Raw genomic sequence first — 19,761 nt, forward strand, 5'->3', positions numbered from 1 at the left:
TGGATGTAGTTTAATAATAGTGTCCATTGAGGACCAATAGAACCGTCCCTATGGTTCATTGTCGAAGATAAAAAGGAGCTTGGCAACTAGGCTCCAAGCCAATGCCCCCCTTCATTAGAAGAGGGGCATTACATTAGCTACAACAAGATTGCTGATTATCACAGCATTCGGCTGCATCTTTTTCATCCTTAACTTCTTCGATGGTAATGGAGCAGCAGTCTTCCTTGGAAAAACTTCTAAATTTGCTCATAAAACCTTTAAACATAATAATCTCCTCCTAATGGATTAATATTTATATCAATCTTTTATAAGATTAATACCTTAAATAAAATAGAACAAAGTACCAGACAAAGTAGACATTGTAAAAACCGAGAGTAAAAAGGCGACAACTAATCGTTTATGAAAAATGGAATTTAATAAAGCAACTTCTGGTAAACTTGCACCTGTTGAACTGATCATAATTGCCATCACAGGACCTATAGCCATTCCTTTTGCAACCATAATTTGAGCGATTGGAATCATAGTGGATAACCTTATATAGAGGGGAATCCCAATGATCGCTGCCACGGGAATTAACCACCAATCATTTCCACCAAAATACGTAGTAATAAGACCAGTCGGAACTGCACCGTGAATCAAAGAACCAATTAAAGCGCCGACAATGAGATAGGGGTAGACAGTTTTCATAAGGGATAAAGTCTCTGCCCAAGCCTTTTTCATATTGAACTTTGTGGCTCCTTCGTTTAAGCCTTTGATGATAACGTTTTTAACAGCACTTTCAAATCCGAGTGCTTCAAGTGTAAATCCAATAATAATTGAAAAAACAGTTGTAAGAACTGTGTATAAAACAGCCACTTTCCAACCTAAAAGTGCACCCATTAAAGTAAGTATGGTTGGATCAAGAACAGGCGATGCGAAAAGGAACACCATTACAAAACTGAATCTCATCTTTTTCTGAATCATTCCAACCACAATAGGGATGGTCGAACAGGAACAAAATGGTGTAATGAATGCTAATAAGATAGCGACAGTCGCTCCGACCACTTTATTAGAATGAACTAAATACTTCTCAAGATTCTCGTATGGAATTAATCCTTGAAGCATGCTTATGACTAAAGAGATAAGAAAAAATAGCACGGTTAATTCAAGAGCAATTAATAAAAAGTCAATAAATACGTCTTTCCACATTGTATTCACTCCTTTAATATTTGCGAAATGCAAGTATTGTTTCAAATAGTGTCCTCCTATTTAGGAGGACAACAATAGCTTTCTGATTTCTTCATTGCATCGTTTAATAATCTTACAGATCTAATTACTGACTCTCGTTCATATTCGCTTAGGTGAGATAGGATTTGACTTAGATAATGATTCATTTCTTGATCGATATTAATCTCCATTGTTTCACCTTTTTCTGTAAGGGAAAGAATGTTGACTCTGTTATCATTTGGATGAGGCGTTTTCTTAACGATTTCTCTGTCTACTAGTGTTTTTATTTGTCGGCTAAAAGTTGTTATATCAATACCTAAAGCTCCAGCAACTTCTTGCATGGAAGGATCATTCTGTCTTTTTATTTCGTATAAAATATGACTTTGTAAAAGGCTAATTTCTTCTCCACAGCAGTTTTCACAGCACTGTTCATTTAGGAAACCAAATCGTCTTACAACCATTTGAAATAAGCTTCTCAAGTTATTATTTTCCATTATTTTCACCTCTGTTTTATTTATACAATAAATATTTGCGTTTTGCAACTATTTTTATTATCATTTTGCAACTATTTTTGGGGAACCAGGGAGACGGTTCCCCTGGTTCCCGTGGATGTAATTTAATAATAGCTTCTATTGAGGACCAATAGAACCGTCCCTATGGTTCAAATGTTTCATATGAAAAAACGCAAAACACCTGATATGGTGCTTTGCGTTTTTTAAATTAAAATACTTTTGTTGTCCAAGATTCAACATTCCATACGTCTGTCACAACATCGTGATAAAATTCAGGTTCGTGGCAAATAAGGAGCATGCTTCCTTTATATTCTTTAAGGGCACGCTTTAGTTCATCTTTAGCGTCAACATCAAGATGGTTTGTTGGCTCATCAAGAAGAAGGATGTTTGTATCTCTATTAATTAATTTACAGAGACGGACTTTGGCTTTTTCCCCACCACTTAAGACTTCAACCTTGCTCTCGATATGCTTTGTCGTCAATCCACATTTTGCGAGTGCTGCACGAACTTCATACTGGTTGAAGGAAGGGAATTCACTCCAAATTTCTTCAATACAAGTATTATAGTTAGCTTCTTTAATTTCTTGTTCAAAATAGCCGATCTCTTGGTTCTCACCTAGCTCGACGGAACCGGATAGCGGCTTGTTCATACCAAGGATGCTTCGTAATAGAGTTGTTTTTCCGATTCCGTTTGCTCCAACCAAGGCAATCTTTTGACCTCTTTCCATGCGCAGATTAAGCGGTTTTGAAAGTGGATCATCATACCCAATTACAAGGTCTTTCGTTTCAAAGATAAGCTTACTAGACGTTTTACCTGTTCTAAAATTGAATTCTGGCTTCGGCTTTTCCTTCGCAAGCTCAATGACCTCCATTTTATCAAGCTTCTTTTGGCGAGACATTGCCATATTTCGTGTGGAAACACGGGCCTTGTTTCGAGCAACGAAGTCTTTAAGCTCAGAAATCTCTTGCTGCTGCTTTTTATAAGCAGACTCAAGCTGTTGTTTTTTCACTTCATAGACCTTCTGGAAGTTATCATAATCCCCGACATAGCGATTAAGCTCTTGATTTTCCATATGATAAATCAGGTTGATTACGCTATTTAAAAATGGAATATCATGCGAAATCAGGATAAATGCATTTTCATATTCTTGAAGATAACGTCTAAGCCAGATGATATGCTGTTCATCCAGATAGTTGGTAGGCTCATCGAGTAATAGAATATCTGGCTTTTCAAGTAAAAGCTTTGCAAGCAATACCTTTGTACGCTGACCACCACTTAAATCTTGAACTTCACGCTCAAGACCGATATCCTCTAAGCCCAGTCCACGGGCAATTTCGTCTACCTTCGCATCAATAACATAGAAGTCATTGTTTGTAAGGGTATCTTGGATGGTTCCAACGTCCTCAAGCATTTTTTCGAGTTCTTCAGGAGTTGCCTCACCCATTTTTCCGTATATTTCATTCATTTCCGCTTCCATATCAAATAGATATTTAAAGGCATTATTTAATACATCGCGGTTGGTCATTCCTTTTTCAAGCACCGTATGCTGGTCAAGGTAGCCAACGCGAACATTTTTTGACCATTCAATTTTTCCTGCATCAGGCTCAAGCTTTCCAGTGATGATATTCATAAAAGTTGATTTACCTTCACCATTTGCTCCAATCAACCCGATGTGTTCACCTTTTAAAAGACGAAATGAAACATCATTAAAAATTGCACGATCACCAAAACCATGGCTCACATTTGAAACTGTTAATATACTCATCTATTTACACCTTTTTCATAAGTTTAGTAGGACCAGGGGGGCGGTTCTCCTGGTTACTTATTTTCAAAAAAATAAAATTAATAGGGACCAGTAGAACCGTCCCTATGGTTTCCAAACACATTATTATAATTATAAACGAGAAATCAAGAGGTTGGAAAGGGTACTTTATTAGTAGAACAGTAAAAATTTTCTTTTCGTTAAATAATCTGTGGACTTGTCTCATATCTATTTAGTACTGATAAAAAAGGTAAGGGGCTACAGGATGAATACATTCTTTAAAGGAACATTGTTACTGATTATCGCAGCATTTATTGGTGAGTGTGTGGAGTTCTTAATCAATCTCGTTCTGGCAAAAGAGCTCGGTGGACATGGAATGGGATTATATATGACCATTTTGCCTTCAATCTTTTTAGTTGTCATATTGGCAAGTCTGGAGCTGCCTATTTCCATTTCCAAATTTATTGCCGAAAAAGAGGACAGGTATCACAAGAGTATGCTAAAGCATGCCACTGTTTTAACAACTGTATTTACAGCGATTATTATTTCGCTCGCATTTGTGATTCTACCAGTTATCCCCGTTTTCGATGATTACCATCCATTTGTTAGATGGCTCGTCATCTTGTTTATTCCCATCGTCTCGTTTCTATCAATTGCCAGGGGATATTTTATGGGCATTCAATCGATGGGGCGAATTGCATTTGCGAATTTCCTTCGTAAAGCAGTCCAGTTAATCTTGTTAGTGTTTATTTATCAATTACTTGAATTTGAAATTCATACTTCAATCCTAATCGCTTTATGTACACTTGTAGCGAGCGATTTAATCGTATTTGGTTATTTAGGATATGAATATCTTATTCACTATCGCAGATTAGGCCATCGGCCGACATCATCATTAAGTGGAAAAGCTGTACGCAAAAACCTACTGGCTGTTTCCTTACCGACAACCGGAATGCGTATTTTTCATGCGATTTCACATGCGGTTCAACCATTTTTAATTAAAGCAGCTCTTCTAAAAGCAGGCATGCCCGCAGCGGTCGCAACGGAGCATTTTGGATTGATGACAGGGGTCGCATTAACAATAGGCTTTTTCCCGGCTTTTATCGCCCATTCATTGCTGATCGTGTTAATTCCAACTGTGTCTGAAGCCTACTCAAAGAGAGATATGCCAATGCTGCAAAACCTACTCAAACAGGTAATGAGAATGACCTTCCTATACGGGGTTCCAGCCTGTGTGATTTTTTACTATTTTGCAGAACCGCTTACACATATATTCTTTGAATCATCTTCAGCCACTGTGTATTTGCAAATGTTGTGGCCATATTTCTTATTCCATTTCTTCTTAATCCCGATGCAAGCCTATTTAATCGGGTTAGGGTTGGTAAAGGATGCATTTATCCATAATGTTTGGTCAACTATCGTATCATTTGGGATTATGTTTGCCTTAGGATCCCTTCAAACACTGCAAATGGAGGGAATTATTATTGGTATGAATATGGGCGCTGTTTTACTTGCCCTTCTGCATTACGTAACAATCTGTAGGAAAATTGGTGTCTCCATATTCTCGATCAAGTTTCTACACACGGCTTCATAGTTTGTTTTGTTTGTCTTTATAGTAACTTCGTGATACAATGAGCAAGATTAATGTCTAGCAGTCATTAGTCTCAATATTTGAAACTAATAATGTAGTATCTTTTAAAATATTAAAATTCATCTTTCGAAAAGATTGGTAAATGGTAGAATACGAATAAGTCTAACCATGGCCTAACTTCTATTTTGTGTAGAAGTTAGGCCATTTTTTATTGTGTTTTAGGAGGATAATAGATCGCATGTCAAGGAGTTACATTACAAAACAGGAAGAATTAACACAAATCAGCAGCTATGTGAGCAAACAAATAAAATCAAAATTTGGAAAAGGTCCAGAAACTTGCTTTACGTCGATTTCGGAACAATACATTGTGGTTCACATAAAAAAATTTATGACAAAAATCGAATATGAACTCGTTGAAAAAGGGGATATTGAAACCGCCGAGAGGATCCGAAAAAATATAATGGTAGATCTTTATGAACCTATTCAGGAAACGTTAGAGGAGATTTTGAATATCAAGATCAACGAGATGTATCAAGACTGGAACTTCCAAAGAAACACGGGTGTGATTCTGGCGGAGGTGGATCAGGAAGAGAGGACACCAACGGAAAATTCGCTAGAATTTATGTTGCTACGAAACGAGATTAGCAGACAAAGTGAATTCTATCAATATCAGCCAAAAGAGCTTGATTTGACGAAAATTGGTTCAACGATTTATATCATTAGATGTGCAGGCTATTTACTGCCAATTGAAAGACTGCTAATCGAAAAAGGTATGCACATTCTCTCAGAAAGAGAAAATAGAGTTCGAAAAAATTACAATGCGAATATAAAGAGATTCAACAAAATTACAAACAAAGAAATAGATGATATCTTTATGATTTGGAATTACGACAAAGATGTAAGCTATAAGGTTTTTTATTGTAAGTGATAAATTCCTAATAATTCCCACCAAAATTGACAAACTAAGTGGTGTACATGGAAATGAAAGGGAAACAATGCTACAATAATAAAGGCCGATGAATAGAAGGTCATTGGTTATTGTAGTGAATTCCCTAAAGGTGGGAATCACATGGATTTACAGGAAAAATTAAAATACATAAGTAGTTACACAAGCAAGCTTCTCCGTAATAAATTTGGACGGGGACCTGAGTCCTGTTTTGCGGTTACAGCTGATCACTTTTTAGTTTTGCAAATTCGTGGTTTTATTTCTCCGATGGAAGAGGTTCTTTTACAGGAGAATAAGGATATTGAAGTGGATTATGCAAGGAATGTTGTGATTCAAAGTATATTAGCTGAATTAAAAGGAGCTCTTCAGGTCACGCTTGAGACAGAGGTAAAAAACTTTTACGACGATTGGAACTTTCCAAATAACACGGGTGTTATTATCGCAGAATTAGAAAGTCCGTTAAATAAAATGGAAAATGATAAAGCGATTGATTTTGCACTTCTTGAATCCGAAATCGATAGGATTAGTAAACTAGTCCAGAAGATTCCTGAGAAAACATCCAGTTTTCAAATTTCTCCAAGGATTCTTATTGTGAAACGAGATGGAATCTTGGTACCCATTGAAAAGGCGTTATTAAAAAGAGGCTTTGAGAAGGAACTTCTTTTTACAAAGGACAATCTTGAAAAAAGCTATCTGCATCGATATGGAAAGTATGAACAAATATTTTCGCAGCCAGTCGCTGATATATTTGTTGATTGGGATTTTAAAGAAGATAACAGTTTAATCTGTTTTATATTGAAATAAAAAATGGTAAATGCGAGGATGTCTTATTTGGACAAGCCTACGTCATGGCCTAACTTCTATTATGAGGTTAGGCCATTTTTCTTTTTTTTAGAAAAAAATAGAGAAAAGGTTGGGGAGAAATGGGAAAGAGAAGATGGAAGGCGTTGAATTTTTCGATATTTCTGTGTAGTTTGATTTTAATATTGGGTCAAATCTTTTATGTAGGAATCATGAATCGTTGGGAAGTGTATCTTTTATTAATTGTGATAACAGCATCATTATTTTCCGTTTATGAATCCCGAAAAAATCGAGAGTTTCGCTTTTTAGTAGAAAATGCACCATATGCGATTATCCTAATGCGCCAAGAGGAAATTTTCTATATAAATGATACGGGTAAATTTCTTATAGGAGCTTCAGATGATAAATCAGTCGTTGGGCATTCGTTGACCGATTTTATCAAATATGACTCCAAAAAGACAACAAGAAAAATAGAAAAAGGAAATAAGTTTAAAAAGATAACGGAAGGGATAATTGACCATCCGACATTAGGCGAAATCTCTGTTGAACTAAAAGTCATGCCGATTACCTACCAAGGAGATTTTTTCCAATATATTGTCGTACGGGATATTACGGAAGTGAAAAAGAGCCAAGAGCTTATTCAACAAACTGATAAACTTTCAATGATTGGTGAAATGGCAGCGGGGATTGCACACGAAATTCGAAATCCTCTTACAAGCTTAAAAGGGTTTGCGCAACTTTTGCAGGATGAAAAAACGACAAAAATGATTAACAGTTACTCCGAAATCATGGTATCCGAAATAGACCGGATTAACACGATTGTTGATGAAATGCTATTACTCGCAAAGCCGAAAAAACTTGAGCTTAAGCAACGAAAGCTCACAACAATCTTGAATGAAGTGGTGTTTTTATTAGATACACAGGCAATTCTTCATAATATCCGAATCAAAACCGCCTATGATGATGAAATAAAAAATGCGTTCATCAATTGTGAGGAAAATAAACTGAAGCAAGTCTTTATTAATATTTTGAAAAATAGTATCGAGGCAATCGATGATGGAGGAATTATCGATATTACGTTATATCCGAAAGGGAATAACGCGATACTTCGCTTTGCTGACAATGGATGTGGAATCCCAAAGGACAAGCTCGAGAAAATCGGCAAGGCGTTTTTCACAACAAAAGAAAAAGGCACCGGCCTTGGCTTAATGATCTGCCAAACGATTATCCAAGAACACGGAGGCCAACTAACAATCGATAGCGAGGAAACCAAAGGCACAACCATTGAAATTTCATTGCCGCTAATAGCTGAAGGTCTTCATCTGGGGTGAAGACCTTTTTGCTTGGCGGTTGTTGAGAGTATAGGGGATGAAGTCCCACCCGCAAGCTGAGCCTGCGCGTAAAGTCCTTCACGGTGTCGATGAAGTCCCGCGCACCAGCTGAGTCCGTGCGTAAAGTCCTTCATGGCAGTGATGAAGTCCCGCGCACCAGCTGAGCCTGCGCGTAAAGTCCTTCACGGTGTCGATGAAGTCCCACGCACCATCTGAGCCCACGCGTAAAGTCCTTCATGGCGTCGATGAAGTCCCGCACTCCGCTGTAGCTCGCGCGTAAAGTCCTTCATAGCGTTGATGAAGTCCCGCGCACCACTTGAGTCCGCGCGTAGAGTTCTTCATGACCCCGATGAAGTACCGCGCACCAGCTGAGCCTGCGCGTAAAGTCCTTATCGCAACGATAAGCTCGTTAAGTTTGCTCTTTATAAAAGTTAAGGTCTTCATCACCCGATGAAGACCTTAACACAAGACACATAATGAACTTAGTCTTCCGAATCAGATGGCTTCACAACTTTTAATCCACTACCACCATCTGGACCGTTCTCGGCGATATACTTTAACACCGATAGCTTATTATTCCAGAACTGATCGAAGTAGGAAAGCCACTCGTGCAGCTCTGATAACGATTCAGGCTGAAGTCGATACCGCTTTTCTCTACCAACTTTTTTGCCGCTCACTAAATTGGCTTCAGCAAGAATGTGAAGATGCTTTGCCACGGCTGTCCGACTCATCGCAAAGTGACTTGTGATTTCTGAAATAGGGAGCTCCTTATGTGAAAGTAAACGGAGTACCTCTCTACGTGTTGGGTCAGCAATCGCTTGAAATACATCATATTTCCCGGCAGACTCTGCCACTAATTAGTAGCCACCTGACGAAGTTTTTGCACAATACCTGCCCAACCGCCATTCATTGTTTCGCGGATCTCAGAAGCTTTGCGATTTGCTTTACCAATGATTTCTTCAGAATCTTTCCAACCGCCATGTATGAGGGTGAACTCTGTATTTCCATCGATTTCTTTCAAAAGAAACTCCACAACCCAGCCATCCGTGTCCCAGGCAAAAGTAAGACGATGTGGTGCCTCTACTTTTAAAACTTTACATGGAGAGGGTCCAAATGGAGATTGGATATGAAACTCATGTCCTTCTTCCGCTACTAAATCATTTGGCATGAACCAAGTTCCGATTCCTTCCCCGTTTGATACAAGGTCCCATACTTTTTCAATAGGTGCTTCAATTAAAACAGTTTGTTTTATATCAGGTGTTTTTGCCATAATAAATTCTCCTTTGCGATTATATATAAAACCATTTGGTTCTGTATTCCGATTATATGAAACCAAAAGGTGTTATGTCAATAAAATTTCATATGTAGTATGAACATCAATGATGTGGATAATTCTGGTGGTTTTGCATACAAGAATTTAGGTGGATATATTGAATATGACAAAAAATAGGAGTATGCTAGTTTATGGGATAAATTTTTTATTATTTTAATATACTTATACTAAGGGGGAATTACCCTATGGATATGCTAACGATTCTTGGACTAGCTATATCTTCTGGAGCGACACTCGCTTTATTAAAAATCATTGCAATTGATATTATTCTATCTGGGGATAATGCAGTCGTAATTGCAATGGCTACTAGAAACCTTCCAAAAGATCAACAAAACAAAGCAATCTTTTGGGGAACTGCAGGGGCTGTTATTTTACGTATATTATTTGCAGCCATCATTGTTTACCTATTAAAAATTCCATTTGTTAATTTAATCGGTGGAGTTTTACTCTTATTTATTGCCTATAAGGTATTAGTTCAAGGAGAAGAAGAAGCTCATGTGAAATCTACATCTGGTTTTATATCAGCAATTGGGACCATTATTATGGCAGACGCTGTTATGAGTCTTGATAATGTTGTTGCTGTTGCCGGTGCAGCGGATGGACACATTGGTATGGTAGCACTAGGGGTTGCAATTAGTATTCCAATTATGATTTTTGGTTCTAAGTTCATCGTAAAAGCAATGGACAAATATGCTTGGATTTCATACGTCGGTGCTGGTATCCTTGCATGGACAGCGGGGGAAATGGTAATGAAGGACAAGGGATTTACTAACTTCCTTCACATCGAACATGGTCCAGTTTCATACCTAATCGCAGCAGTATTAACAGTTCTGGTATTAGGATCTGGATATTTGAAAAACAAAAGAATTGCAGCCAAAAAAGAGCTTAGAAAAACAGCATAAAACGAAGAGGCCGAATCATATAGGATTCGGCCTCTTTCTTATTACAGGGAACCGTAGGGACGGTTCTAGTGGTTCCTTATGATTATGGAACCTGGTCACCAGGAGAACCGTCCCCCTGGTTCCGTTATTTTGCGATTTTAAGAAGCTTCGTGATGATGCTTAAAGAACGTCCTGTTCCGATTGCAACTGATTCGAGTGGATTTGGAGCAAGGTGTACCGGGACGACAATTTCTTGGCTGAGCCAATCTTGCATGCCATTTAATAACGCTCCGCCTCCTGTTAAAATAACTCCACGATCGACAATATCACCACTTAACTCTGGTGGGCAATCCTCTAGGGTTGCGCGGATGGCTTCTAAAATATGAAGTAACGATTCTTTTAGCGTTTCTTGAATTTCGGTTGAACGCAATGAGATGGTTTTCGGTAGACCGGTGACAAGGTCACGTCCGCGAATATCCATTGTTTTTGTTTCATGATCAACAAGTGCATAGCCGATTTCAAATTTAACTTGTTCAGCAGTATGTTCGCCAATAAGAACATTGTATCTTTTTCGTACGTATTGAATAATATCTTCATCAAACTGGTCTCCACCAATTCGAACTGAGTTACATGTGACAACACCACCAAAGGAAATAATCGCAACCTCGGTATTGCCTCCACCGATATCAACGATTACGTTCGCAACCGGCTCATCAACCGGTAAATCAGAGCCAACTGCAGCTGCAACTGGTTCTTCAATTAAATAAACCTGCTTGGCTCCGCATAGTCTAACTGCGTCCTGGATCGCACGTCGCTCGACAGATGTAGACCCAGATGGTGTACAAACGACCACATTTGGTTTGCGAATTGAGTAACCAATTTTTTGACTCACTTTTTTCATAATATGACGAAGCATGTCTGCAGTCATATTGAAGTCAGCAATTACACCTTGACGTAAAGGGCGAATCGCTACGATTTTTTCAGGCGTCTTACCAATCATTCTTTTCGCTTCTGCCCCAACAGCAATGACTCTGTTACTTTCAGTGTCAACCGCCACTACGGATGGCTCATTAATGATGATACCTTTATTTTTTGTATATACAAGTATATTTGCAGTTCCTAAATCAATTCCAATTTCCACGTTTGAAAACATTGTTATCTCCATCCTTTATAAAGTTTGGGGGTTATATTTCTAATAGACTAAAAATGGTTTTCCGAAACACTTTTAGCCCTCATTTATTTATAAAAGTAGTCATTTCAACCCACTTACTCTATAGAGTTCACGAAAAAATGTCGATTTTTGGGGGTTGTTGTCATATTGTAAAAATTGAAATATAGGAGAAATATATGAGGAGAATGGCAAAATGTTCAAAAAACACGTAAAATAGTAATAGATGAAACACTCCAAGAAGGAGGGCGTTAATATGGATTTTTCAAGTATTGTATCAGAGGATAAAATTCGTAAGGCCTATAAAGAAGGGGAATTTGATAACTTACCCGGATACGGCAAACCACTAAAGCTTGATGACGATTCTGCGATTCCAGAGGACCTTCGAATGGCTTATCGCGTCATGAAAAATTCAGGGTTCATCAATGAAGAAACAGAAATTAAAAAAGAACTGCTCACGATTGAGAATCTCCTTGATAACTGTGAGGATGAAGTACAGCGGCAAATCTATCAGAAAAAACTAAACGAAAAACAATTTCGTTTAAACCAAATCCTTAAAAATAGAAAGACATCACATTCAGCAGTTTTTAAAAACTACCAAATGAAACTGCATAATAAATTTAAATAGTAGAAGAGGGTAAAACATTGCGTTTTGCCCTTTTTTTAGGAAGGAAGAGAACAATGATTGTTTTGAAACGTATTTATGAGCCTTTTAGCACGGATGATGGAAAAAGAATATTAGTGGACGGAATTTGGCCACGAGGAATTTCAAAGGACAAGGCTCAACTTGACAAATGGATGAAAGAAATCGCCCCAAGTACTGAGCTTCGCAAAGAATTCAACCACAAACCCGAAAGATTTGAAGAATTTAAGGAACATTACATAAAAGAACTGCAAGAGACTGAGGAGAAAAAAGTGGCGTTGAATCAGTTGCTAGAGATGGCGAAGGAAGAAAAAGTTACTCTTCTGTTTGGTGCAAAGGATGAAGTGCATAACCAGGCGGTCGTGCTGAAGGAAGTATTGGCACGTGTAATGGACGAGACCCAAAATAGTTAGTGGCAGTATTTTTGAAATAGCGGGAGTAATCTTGCTTAGTGACAGTATATTCGAGATAGTGACAGTAATTTTGGAACAGTGACAGTATTTCACCGATAGTGACACTATTTTCGAATTAACGCTAGTATTTTCACAGTAATTGACTCCACACATCATGATGCCTCTGCCCAGCAGATCAATGATAGCGATTATTTGACTAACTTGTATATACAAGTTAAACTACAACTACAAATAAGTTTGTTTCCTTTATGAAATACTACAAACATGAATTACTTATATGGTGGTGTAGCAATTGAAACAGCCTTGGTGGAAGAAGTCTGTCGTTTATCAAATTTATCCGAAGAGTTTTAATGATACAACTGGAAACGGTGTCGGTGACCTACAAGGGATCATCGAAAAGCTTGATTACCTGAAGACCCTTGGTGTGGACGTCGTTTGGCTAACGCCAATTTACAAATCTCCACAGCGGGATAACGGGTACGATATTAGCGATTATTTTGCGATTCAAGAAGAATATGGCACAATGGAGGATTTTGACCGCTTGCTAGAGGAAGCTCATTCCCGCGGCATTAAGATCATCATGGACATCGTTGTGAATCATACCTCGACTGAAAACGAATGGTTCAAGCAATCACGACAGTCAAAGGACAACCCGTATCGAGATTTCTATATTTGGAAAGATCCTAAAGACGGTCATGAGCCAACTAATTGGGAATCCAAATTCGGCGGTAATGCTTGGGAGTATGATGAAACAACAGGTCAGTACTACCTTCACCTTTTTGACGTAACCCAAGCGGATCTTAATTGGGAAAATGAAGAGGTTCGTAAAAAAGTCTATGACATGATGACTTTTTGGTTTGAAAAAGGGGTAGATGGTTTCCGTCTAGATGTGATCAATCTCATCTCAAAAGACCAAAGCTTCCCAGATGATGATGGATCTGTCCCTCCAGGTGACGGCCGAAAGTTTTATACAGATGGGCCACGCGTCCATGAGTTCATGCACGAAATGAATCAGAACGTTTTCTCGAAATACGATAGTATGACGGTTGGGGAAATGTCCTCAACGACAATTGAAGATTGTATTAAATATTCAAATCCAGATCGTCAAGAACTGAGTATGACCTTTAATTTTCATCACTTAAAGGTGGACTATCCTAACGGTGATAAGTGGACGGTTGCCGATTTTGATTTCCAAGCATTGAAAAAAATCCTCTCAACCTGGCAGGTTGAAATGCATAAGGGTGGTGGCTGGAATGCACTGTTCTGGTGCAACCATGACCAACCGCGGATTGTTTCAAGATATGGGAATGATGGTGAGTATTTAACGGAATCAGCGAAAATGCTTGCTACAACCATTCATATGATGCAAGGTACACCTTATATTTACCAGGGTGAAGAGTTTGGAATGACCAATCCGAAGTTCAATGATATTTCTGAGTATCGTGATGTTGAGTCCATAAATATCTACAATATTAAAAAAGAACAAGGAATGAGCAACGACGAAATTATCGAGATTCTAAAACATAAATCACGTGATAATTCTCGGACACCTGTGCAGTGGGATGCAAGTGAACATGCTGGTTTCACAAGCGGAACTCCATGGATTAATGTTGCTTCAAATCATAAAACAATTAATGCGCAAAATGCGTTAGAGGATACAAACTCAGTTTTCTATCATTATCAAAAATTGATAAGGCTCCGTAAGGATTACGACATTATTACGTATGGAGATTATGAATTATTGCATGAGGACCATCCTGAAATTTTTGCGTATGTTCGTAATGGTGAGAATGAGAAGCTTCTTGTTGTAAACAATTTCTACGGAAGAGAAACAACGTTTGAGATTCCTGCAAGCTTAAATGTAAGTGAATATACCAGTGACTTACTCATTTCCAACTATGAGAATTCGCAACTTGATCTTTCAAAAGGAATCAAATTACGTCCTTACGAATCTGTTGTCTACCATTTGACAAAATAAACAATGAGCCATACCTAAGGGTGTGGCTCATTTTCATACCTTTTATTCTTTTTCATCAGGTAGTGGGTCAATTCTCTTTGAATCATCGTTATCCATAGAAGTGGCTACAAAGTAAAACCAGAAACCAGCGGAGATAAAATACAACACAGACATGCCAATAAGCGTTAGCCAAAGTCCTAGCAAGTGTATTCCCCCCTTTAGAAAGGTCCATTGTCCCAAAGTTACAATGCCCTTTTTATAGATATATGCAAGGGGGAAAAGTTATTGACACAATCTTGTGATTTATGTAGCGCACAATAAAAAAACCCGCCAGAGGCGAGTTTCAAAAAGGTTGGTTCTATGTATTATTTGTTTTTGCGTAAGCTTCCGAGCTCTTCGACAAGTGCTTGCATTTCGTTCGGGCTAAATGAGTTCTTTTTCATGGTAAGGTCGTAAATATCCTTTAATTCTTCGTACATTTCTTCGTCAAAATGGGAAGGCTTAATGGCACCAAGGTTTAGAACTTTAAGCTTTTCTTTAATTTTTTCTATCATAAATTCTACGTTTTCGACTGACTTTTGTGAGAGATCCATGTTTTCATCCTTTCAATTTTCAGTGTATTCTTATTGTATCACGTTTCTGCTATTATTTAATATGGCGAGGTACGGAAAAATATGACATGAAGGAGAATGGACAAAAATGATAAAGGTATTATTCGTATGCTTAGGGAATATTTGTAGATCACCGATGGCGGAGGCCATTTTTCGTGATTTAGTACAAAAAGAAGGGCTTGCGGATCGAATCCAAGTTGACTCAGCAGGAACGGGAGACTGGCATATCGGACATCCGCCACATAAAGGCACGCAAACCATTTTAACAAAATATAATATCTCATTTGAAGGAATTAAGGCACGTCAAGTGTTACCGGAAGATCTTGGGCAATTTGATTATATTATTGCAATGGACTCAGACAACTTAGGAAACCTTCAAAAAATGATAACTGGCGAAAAAACAGGTCGGATTCAACGGCTCCTTGATTTTGTCGATGAGAGTAAGATTACAGATGTACCTGACCCGTACTACACTGGGAATTTTGATGAGGTGTACGAACTTGTGACCAACGGTTGCAAACGTCTATTAGACGTCATCAAAAATGAAAACCTAGTTGGAAAGGAGTAATACGAATGGCGAAACGTAATAAAATGGTGGAAGGCATGGTCATAGGTGCTGCCATTGGTGCAGCAATTTCTTTACTCGATAAGGAAACAAGAGAGCAATTTTTACATACTAGTAAAAGAGTGAGTAAAAGGTGTGTTGAAGTGATGAAAAATCCACAGCGTTATACAGAGCTTGTAAGGGACCAGTTCAATACTGTTCGTACTACAGTTGAACAGGTCGCAGAGGATGTTCGTATCGTAACCTCAAAGGTAAACGAAATCGTTGAAACCACACCAGAAATTGTCGAAGCTGTCAAAGAAACAAAGGATGCAATTGCTAATAAAACGGAAGGTATGAGGGACGATAATATAGAGAGGTGAAGAAATGACCGAAGTTCGAACCTTAGATTTGCGGTTTATTAAGGAATTGATTTTGCGATATAAGGAAGATGAAGTAGGGAGTATGTCTGCAGAATTAGCCTACTTTTTCTTGCTTTCATTATTCCCGTTTTTAATCTTTCTCGTGACACTCATAGGATACTTGCCAATATCCCAAATAGATGTATTGGCGTTTGTGGGACAGTATGCACCTGAAGGTACTGTTGATTTGATTGAAGAAAACTTGAATTTTATAGTCAATTCAAATAAAGGCGGGCTATTATCAATAGGTATCATTGGTACATTGTGGTCGTCATCCAATGGAATCAACGCGGTCGTTAGGTCGTTCAATAAAGCCTATGATGTAAAAGAAACCCGGAACTTCTTTATCACGCGTGGGATTTCAATACTACTCACATTCGGGATGATTTTTGTCATTATCGTCGCTTTATTATTACCCGTCTTCGGAAAACAAATTGGGATTTTTATGTTTTCGTCATTTGGCTTGTCTGATGAATTTTTAGATGTGTGGAATGGAATTCGTTGGATTGTGAGTGCGGCTATCCTGTTTATTGTATTTACGTTTTTGTACTGGGTGGCTCCAAACCGTCCGTTAAAATTTAAAGAAATTATTTCAGGATCCTTTTTTGCAACTTTCGGATGGATGTTCGTTTCCCTCGCTTTTTCCTATTATGTAAATAGCTTTGGCCATTATTCCACGACCTATGGCAGTCTAGGTGCCATCATTGTACTGATGATTTGGTTCTATTTATCAGCGATGATCATTATCATTGGGGGAGAAATCAACGCCATTTTAAACTGCCATCGGATTAGGGATGGCCGATAATTTTACCGTAAGTTACCTTCATGGAATGTGAGGTAGCGAGAGATAATAAAGGTGTAAGTACAGTAAGTACAGTACAAGGAGGCCTTTATTATGTCTAAAAAAGACGGTGGAACAAAGCAAAAGGGAAAGAAAAATAGCCCAAAACAAAAAACTAGCAGTTCTGCAAACGGCAGCAACGGCTATCACTAGGAACCAGAGGGACGGTTCTATTGGTCCCCAATACTTGGATATTTAACAAAAGAGGACTTGACCGATGGGGTCAAGCCCTTATTTTATGACTTCAACAAGCGAAGTCCATTTAAAATAACAAGAATAGTGCTTCCTTCATGGCCAATGACGCCAAATGGGAGGTCAATGATTTGAAAGAAGTTTGACAAGATTAACAGCATAATCACACTGATAGAAAAAATAATATTTTGTTTGATGATCCGGTTCATGCGTTTTGAAAGCTTAACGGCTTCCGCAATTCGTGGAAGGTCATTTTTCATCAGCACGACATCAGCAGTTTCGAGTGCAACGTCCGTTCCTTGACCCATCGCAATCCCAACATTCGCAGTTGCCAAAGCAGGTGCATCATTGATTCCATCTCCAACCATTGCAACAGTGTCGAATTTTGAAATAAGGCCTTTGATGTGGTTAACCTTTGTTTCTGGCAAACATTCAGCAATATGTTGGTCAACATGACTTTCAGCCGCAATTGCTTCAGCTGTTTTTTCACCGTCTCCAGTTAGCATAACTGTATAAATCCCAAGGTCTTTTAGGTCAGAAATAGCTGAAACTGTATCGTCACGGACAACGTCTTTGAGAGCGACGATCCCAGCAATATCGTCACCTGATTTCACATAAACAATCGTTTTACCTTCAGAAGCCAGTTGTTTCGCAGCACCATTTTTAAAAGTGAATGCAGTTTCTTTTCCGACAAGCTCAGCTTTACCAATTGACCAATGGGTCTCACCGACAGTTGCTTTAACCCCATATCCAGGCATATCCTCAATACCCTCTATAGAAATTAGCTCCTGACCATTTGACTTAGCATGATTCACGATTGATTGTGCTAATGGATGTGTGGACTGATTTTCAATTGAAGCTACAATTTGTAAAAATTCGTTGTAATCAATTGAATCGGAAACAATCACATCGGTTACGACAGGTTTACCTTTTGTCAGTGTCCCTGTTTTATCAAATGCAATAGCTTTTAAATTACCTAACTGCTCAAGGTGCACACCACCTTTAAACAGGATCCCACGTCTTGCTCCATTTGAAATGGCCGATAATGTTGCTGGCATAATGGAGGCAACCAAAGCACAAGGGGACGCAACTACTAATAAAATCATTGCGCGGTAGAAGGTTTCGGTCCATGTCCAACCTAATAAGAAGTGTGGAAGGAACATCATTAAACCTACCGCAATTAAAACAAACTTAACATACGTACCTTCAAATTTTTCAATGAATTGCTGGGAAGGGGACTTTTCACTTTGAGCCGATTGTACAAGCTTAATGATTTTTTGGAACAACGAATCCTCGTTTGGCTTTGTCACTTCAACAGTGATGGACCCACGAAGGTTAACTGTTCCTGCAAAAACATCGTCACCTAGGGATTTGCGCACAGGAATTGATTCACCTGTAATGGCCGCTTGGTCTACGTTTGTTTCCCCTTTTAATAGCTTACCATCAGCCGGAATGCGCTCACCTGGTTTAACTAAAATCGTATCGCCAATTTGAAGAGAAGAAACATGGACAATTCTCTCAATGCCATTTGCAACAAGGGTCGCTTCTTCAGGCTGAAGGCCCATAAGTGAAGAGATTTCCTTATGACTTTTATTCATCGTATAGGTTTCAAGAGCGCCACTTAATGCGAAGATAAAGATTAAAATTGCACCCTCATTCCAGTATCCAATGATCGCAGAGCCAATTGCCGCAAAAATCATTAACATTTCTACATTTAATTCTTTTTCCGCAATCGTATCAGTAATACCTTCCTTTGCTTTAGCAAAACCACCAATCACAAATGCAAGAAGATACATAACGATTGAGGCGGTACTGTGTTCGAAATGCCCTAATGTCCAGGCAATCGCAATTAAAACTCCACTCGTTAACGCTGCTATTAATTCACCGTGAAGCTTTACTTTTTCAAGGAGCGGGGAAGATTCATTATTTGTTTTATATATTTGCTGTCGTCTTGGAGCAGTCTTTACTTCAGTATTCATTTCGTTCGCCTCCATTTTCTAATTGAGAAAAACAATCAATTATCAATATCTAATTGAGAATAAAAATCAACTTGATATTGCTAATTGAGAAAGGGAATCACAATCAATAAGCCATTAAAACAAGAAAACTGCAATCTTTTCGATAGCAGTTACTAATTTAATTGATTTTTACTTTATAATTATTATTAATTATAACACATTACCCGGTTTTTAAAAGCGTTTTTTATAATAATTTTAAATAAGCTTGTAAGAACATAAAAAAAAACAACTCGCCAACGAATGACGAGTTGTTCTTCTTCTTTATTCTGCGATTTCCTCAAAGTGAAAATAGGTGGTGTTATAGATATGCTCGATATCTGCATCGGTCATATACATAAGCTCCATTTTAGTAATGCCTTTAAACTTCTCAATAAACTCCATCATGTTTTTGCGTTCTTGCCTACTCATTACACTCATCCCCTTAAATTTTTTCGTCCTACACATCTGTTTTAATACAGTGTATTAATCTTTAATGTATTATATAACAGTTTTTCGAAAAACGTCAATCAGATTTTGAAAAATAGGCCGAAAATCATAGAAAACAATAAAAGCGGAAGGTGCCTGCTCATCGGTGACAAGCATAAGACAA

Annotated in this window: 22 protein-coding genes; 11 read left to right on the top strand and 11 right to left on the bottom strand. The window is 38.2% G+C overall.

Going from position 1 to position 19,761, the window contains the following annotated elements:
- Positions 1 to 133: 133 nt before the first annotated feature.
- The 4 genes from CKJ95_RS23965 to CKJ95_RS21245 form a co-directional block, all read right to left on the bottom strand.
- The gene (locus CKJ95_RS23965; protein WP_257215884.1) at positions 134 to 265 is read right to left on the bottom strand and encodes a hypothetical protein; all 132 of its coding nucleotides are present in this window, start codon (positions 263 to 265) and stop codon (positions 134 to 136) included.
- Between the two features lie 56 nt (positions 266 to 321).
- Positions 322 to 1,188 carry a permease gene (locus tag CKJ95_RS21235; protein WP_099355528.1) on the bottom strand — a complete coding sequence of 289 codons (867 nt, stop codon included), beginning with the start codon at positions 1,186 to 1,188 and terminating at the stop codon, positions 322 to 324.
- Between the two features lie 56 nt (positions 1,189 to 1,244).
- The gene (locus tag CKJ95_RS21240; protein ID WP_099355462.1) at positions 1,245 to 1,700 is read right to left on the bottom strand and encodes a MarR family winged helix-turn-helix transcriptional regulator; all 456 of its coding nucleotides are present in this window, start codon (positions 1,698 to 1,700) and stop codon (positions 1,245 to 1,247) included.
- A gap of 226 nt (positions 1,701 to 1,926) precedes the next feature.
- Complete coding sequence (locus CKJ95_RS21245; protein ID WP_099355463.1) at positions 1,927 to 3,483, bottom strand: ABC-F family ATP-binding cassette domain-containing protein; 1,557 nt, start codon at positions 3,481 to 3,483, stop codon at positions 1,927 to 1,929.
- Positions 3,484 to 3,745: 262 nt separating this feature from the next.
- Between CKJ95_RS21245 and CKJ95_RS21250 the strand changes: the two genes are divergently transcribed.
- The 4 genes from CKJ95_RS21250 (at position 3,746) to CKJ95_RS21265 (ending at position 8,149) form a co-directional block, all read left to right on the top strand.
- Complete coding sequence (locus CKJ95_RS21250; protein WP_099355464.1) at positions 3,746 to 5,074, top strand: polysaccharide biosynthesis protein; 1,329 nt, start codon at positions 3,746 to 3,748, stop codon at positions 5,072 to 5,074.
- A gap of 235 nt (positions 5,075 to 5,309) precedes the next feature.
- Entirely contained in the window at positions 5,310 to 5,999 is a 690-nt protein-coding gene (locus tag CKJ95_RS21255) for a Na-translocating system protein MpsC family protein (RefSeq protein ID WP_099355465.1), read from the top strand.
- A gap of 141 nt (positions 6,000 to 6,140) precedes the next feature.
- The gene (locus CKJ95_RS21260; protein WP_099355466.1) at positions 6,141 to 6,821 is read left to right on the top strand and encodes a Na-translocating system protein MpsC family protein; all 681 of its coding nucleotides are present in this window, start codon (positions 6,141 to 6,143) and stop codon (positions 6,819 to 6,821) included.
- Between the two features lie 119 nt (positions 6,822 to 6,940).
- Entirely contained in the window at positions 6,941 to 8,149 is a 1,209-nt protein-coding gene (locus CKJ95_RS21265; RefSeq protein ID WP_099355467.1) for an ATP-binding protein, read from the top strand.
- A 482-nt stretch (positions 8,150 to 8,631) separates the two neighbouring features.
- Here CKJ95_RS21265 and CKJ95_RS21270 read toward each other — a convergent pair whose 3' ends face one another.
- Positions 8,632 to 9,003 (bottom strand): ArsR/SmtB family transcription factor, encoded by a 372-nt coding sequence (locus CKJ95_RS21270; protein ID WP_099355468.1) that lies wholly within the window; start codon positions 9,001 to 9,003, stop codon positions 8,632 to 8,634.
- Positions 9,003 to 9,419, bottom strand: coding sequence for an SRPBCC family protein (locus tag CKJ95_RS21275; RefSeq protein WP_099355469.1), 417 nt, complete (start codon positions 9,417 to 9,419; stop codon positions 9,003 to 9,005). Before CKJ95_RS21275 ends, CKJ95_RS21270 begins: the two co-directional genes overlap by 1 nt.
- Positions 9,420 to 9,667: 248 nt before the next feature.
- Here CKJ95_RS21275 and CKJ95_RS21280 point away from each other — a divergent pair, with 248 nt between their 5' ends.
- A complete protein-coding gene (locus CKJ95_RS21280) occupies positions 9,668 to 10,384 on the top strand; it encodes a TerC family protein (protein WP_099355470.1) in 717 nt (238 codons plus the stop codon).
- Positions 10,385 to 10,508: 124 nt separating this feature from the next.
- Here the strand turns inward: CKJ95_RS21280 and mreBH are convergent, their stop codons facing one another.
- Positions 10,509 to 11,516: a rod-share determining protein MreBH gene (gene mreBH / locus CKJ95_RS21285; RefSeq protein ID WP_099355471.1), complete on the bottom strand. Its 1,008-nt coding sequence runs from the start codon at positions 11,514 to 11,516 to the stop codon at positions 10,509 to 10,511.
- A gap of 271 nt (positions 11,517 to 11,787) precedes the next feature.
- On the opposite strand from mreBH, the gene CKJ95_RS21290 reads away from it, so the two are divergent.
- The 3 genes from CKJ95_RS21290 to treC all read left to right on the top strand — a co-directional run bounded on the left by CKJ95_RS21290 (position 11,788) and on the right by treC (position 14,565).
- Positions 11,788 to 12,159, top strand: coding sequence for a DnaJ family domain-containing protein (locus CKJ95_RS21290; RefSeq protein ID WP_099355472.1), 372 nt, complete (start codon positions 11,788 to 11,790; stop codon positions 12,157 to 12,159).
- 53 nt (positions 12,160 to 12,212) lie between these two features.
- Positions 12,213 to 12,587 carry a DUF488 domain-containing protein gene (locus CKJ95_RS21295; RefSeq protein WP_099355473.1) on the top strand — a complete coding sequence of 125 codons (375 nt, stop codon included), beginning with the start codon at positions 12,213 to 12,215 and terminating at the stop codon, positions 12,585 to 12,587.
- A gap of 292 nt (positions 12,588 to 12,879) precedes the next feature.
- Positions 12,880 to 14,565 carry an alpha,alpha-phosphotrehalase gene (gene treC / locus CKJ95_RS21300; protein WP_099355474.1) on the top strand — a complete coding sequence of 562 codons (1,686 nt, stop codon included), beginning with the start codon at positions 12,880 to 12,882 and terminating at the stop codon, positions 14,563 to 14,565.
- A 42-nt stretch (positions 14,566 to 14,607) separates the two neighbouring features.
- On the opposite strand, the gene CKJ95_RS23610 is transcribed toward treC, so the two are convergent.
- Together CKJ95_RS23610 and CKJ95_RS21305 are read right to left on the bottom strand one after the other, a co-directional pair.
- Positions 14,608 to 14,748: a hypothetical protein gene (locus tag CKJ95_RS23610; RefSeq protein ID WP_180271635.1), complete on the bottom strand. Its 141-nt coding sequence runs from the start codon at positions 14,746 to 14,748 to the stop codon at positions 14,608 to 14,610.
- A gap of 161 nt (positions 14,749 to 14,909) precedes the next feature.
- On the bottom strand, positions 14,910 to 15,137 hold the full coding sequence (locus CKJ95_RS21305; protein WP_099355475.1) for a DUF1128 domain-containing protein: 228 nt from the start codon (positions 15,135 to 15,137) through the stop codon (positions 14,910 to 14,912).
- Positions 15,138 to 15,243: 106 nt separating this feature from the next.
- Between CKJ95_RS21305 and CKJ95_RS21310 the strand changes: the two genes are divergently transcribed.
- From CKJ95_RS21310 to CKJ95_RS21320, 3 genes are read left to right on the top strand one after another with little or no spacing between them, the layout of a single operon-like run.
- Positions 15,244 to 15,723 (top strand): low molecular weight protein-tyrosine-phosphatase, encoded by a 480-nt coding sequence (locus CKJ95_RS21310; RefSeq protein WP_099355476.1) that lies wholly within the window; start codon positions 15,244 to 15,246, stop codon positions 15,721 to 15,723.
- Positions 15,724 to 15,728: 5 nt separating this feature from the next.
- Positions 15,729 to 16,082 carry a YtxH domain-containing protein gene (locus tag CKJ95_RS21315; protein ID WP_099355477.1) on the top strand — a complete coding sequence of 118 codons (354 nt, stop codon included), beginning with the start codon at positions 15,729 to 15,731 and terminating at the stop codon, positions 16,080 to 16,082.
- Between the two features lie 4 nt (positions 16,083 to 16,086).
- Positions 16,087 to 16,926 (top strand): YihY/virulence factor BrkB family protein, encoded by an 840-nt coding sequence (locus tag CKJ95_RS21320; protein WP_099355478.1) that lies wholly within the window; start codon positions 16,087 to 16,089, stop codon positions 16,924 to 16,926.
- Between the two features lie 272 nt (positions 16,927 to 17,198).
- Here CKJ95_RS21320 and CKJ95_RS21325 read toward each other — a convergent pair whose 3' ends face one another.
- Positions 17,199 to 19,133, bottom strand: a complete 1,935-nt coding sequence (locus CKJ95_RS21325) for a heavy metal translocating P-type ATPase (protein WP_099355479.1) — start codon at positions 19,131 to 19,133, stop codon at positions 17,199 to 17,201.
- 300 nt (positions 19,134 to 19,433) lie between these two features.
- Positions 19,434 to 19,580 carry a BH0509 family protein gene (locus CKJ95_RS21330; protein ID WP_099355480.1) on the bottom strand — a complete coding sequence of 49 codons (147 nt, stop codon included), beginning with the start codon at positions 19,578 to 19,580 and terminating at the stop codon, positions 19,434 to 19,436.
- Positions 19,581 to 19,761 lie beyond the last annotated feature (181 nt).

Source organism: Fredinandcohnia onubensis (assembly GCF_002734285.1).
Classification (GTDB): Bacteria; Bacillota; Bacilli; order Bacillales; family Bacillaceae_L; genus Ferdinandcohnia; species Ferdinandcohnia onubensis_A.

Coding starts and splice junctions, on each gene's coding strand:
- CKJ95_RS21305 (WP_099355475.1), bottom strand. CDS start 15,137: ATGGATCTCTCACAAAAGTCAGTCGAAAACGTAGAATTTATGATAGAA.
- CKJ95_RS23965 (WP_257215884.1), bottom strand. CDS start 265: ATGTTTAAAGGTTTTATGAGCAAATTTAGAAGTTTTTCCAAGGAAGAC.
- mreBH (WP_099355471.1), bottom strand. CDS start 11,516: ATGTTTTCAAACGTGGAAATTGGAATTGATTTAGGAACTGCAAATATA.
- CKJ95_RS21255 (WP_099355465.1), top strand. CDS start 5,310: ATGTCAAGGAGTTACATTACAAAACAGGAAGAATTAACACAAATCAGC.
- CKJ95_RS21330 (WP_099355480.1), bottom strand. CDS start 19,580: ATGAGTAGGCAAGAACGCAAAAACATGATGGAGTTTATTGAGAAGTTT.
- CKJ95_RS21295 (WP_099355473.1), top strand. CDS start 12,213: ATGATTGTTTTGAAACGTATTTATGAGCCTTTTAGCACGGATGATGGA.
- CKJ95_RS21250 (WP_099355464.1), top strand. CDS start 3,746: ATGAATACATTCTTTAAAGGAACATTGTTACTGATTATCGCAGCATTT.
- CKJ95_RS21280 (WP_099355470.1), top strand. CDS start 9,668: ATGGATATGCTAACGATTCTTGGACTAGCTATATCTTCTGGAGCGACA.
- CKJ95_RS21310 (WP_099355476.1), top strand. CDS start 15,244: ATGATAAAGGTATTATTCGTATGCTTAGGGAATATTTGTAGATCACCG.
- CKJ95_RS21235 (WP_099355528.1), bottom strand. CDS start 1,188: ATGTGGAAAGACGTATTTATTGACTTTTTATTAATTGCTCTTGAATTA.
- CKJ95_RS21320 (WP_099355478.1), top strand. CDS start 16,087: ATGACCGAAGTTCGAACCTTAGATTTGCGGTTTATTAAGGAATTGATT.
- CKJ95_RS21315 (WP_099355477.1), top strand. CDS start 15,729: ATGGCGAAACGTAATAAAATGGTGGAAGGCATGGTCATAGGTGCTGCC.
- CKJ95_RS21260 (WP_099355466.1), top strand. CDS start 6,141: ATGGATTTACAGGAAAAATTAAAATACATAAGTAGTTACACAAGCAAG.
- CKJ95_RS21245 (WP_099355463.1), bottom strand. CDS start 3,483: ATGAGTATATTAACAGTTTCAAATGTGAGCCATGGTTTTGGTGATCGT.
- CKJ95_RS21290 (WP_099355472.1), top strand. CDS start 11,788: ATGGATTTTTCAAGTATTGTATCAGAGGATAAAATTCGTAAGGCCTAT.
- CKJ95_RS21240 (WP_099355462.1), bottom strand. CDS start 1,700: ATGGAAAATAATAACTTGAGAAGCTTATTTCAAATGGTTGTAAGACGA.
- CKJ95_RS21275 (WP_099355469.1), bottom strand. CDS start 9,419: ATGGCAAAAACACCTGATATAAAACAAACTGTTTTAATTGAAGCACCT.
- CKJ95_RS21265 (WP_099355467.1), top strand. CDS start 6,941: ATGGGAAAGAGAAGATGGAAGGCGTTGAATTTTTCGATATTTCTGTGT.
- CKJ95_RS21325 (WP_099355479.1), bottom strand. CDS start 19,133: ATGAATACTGAAGTAAAGACTGCTCCAAGACGACAGCAAATATATAAA.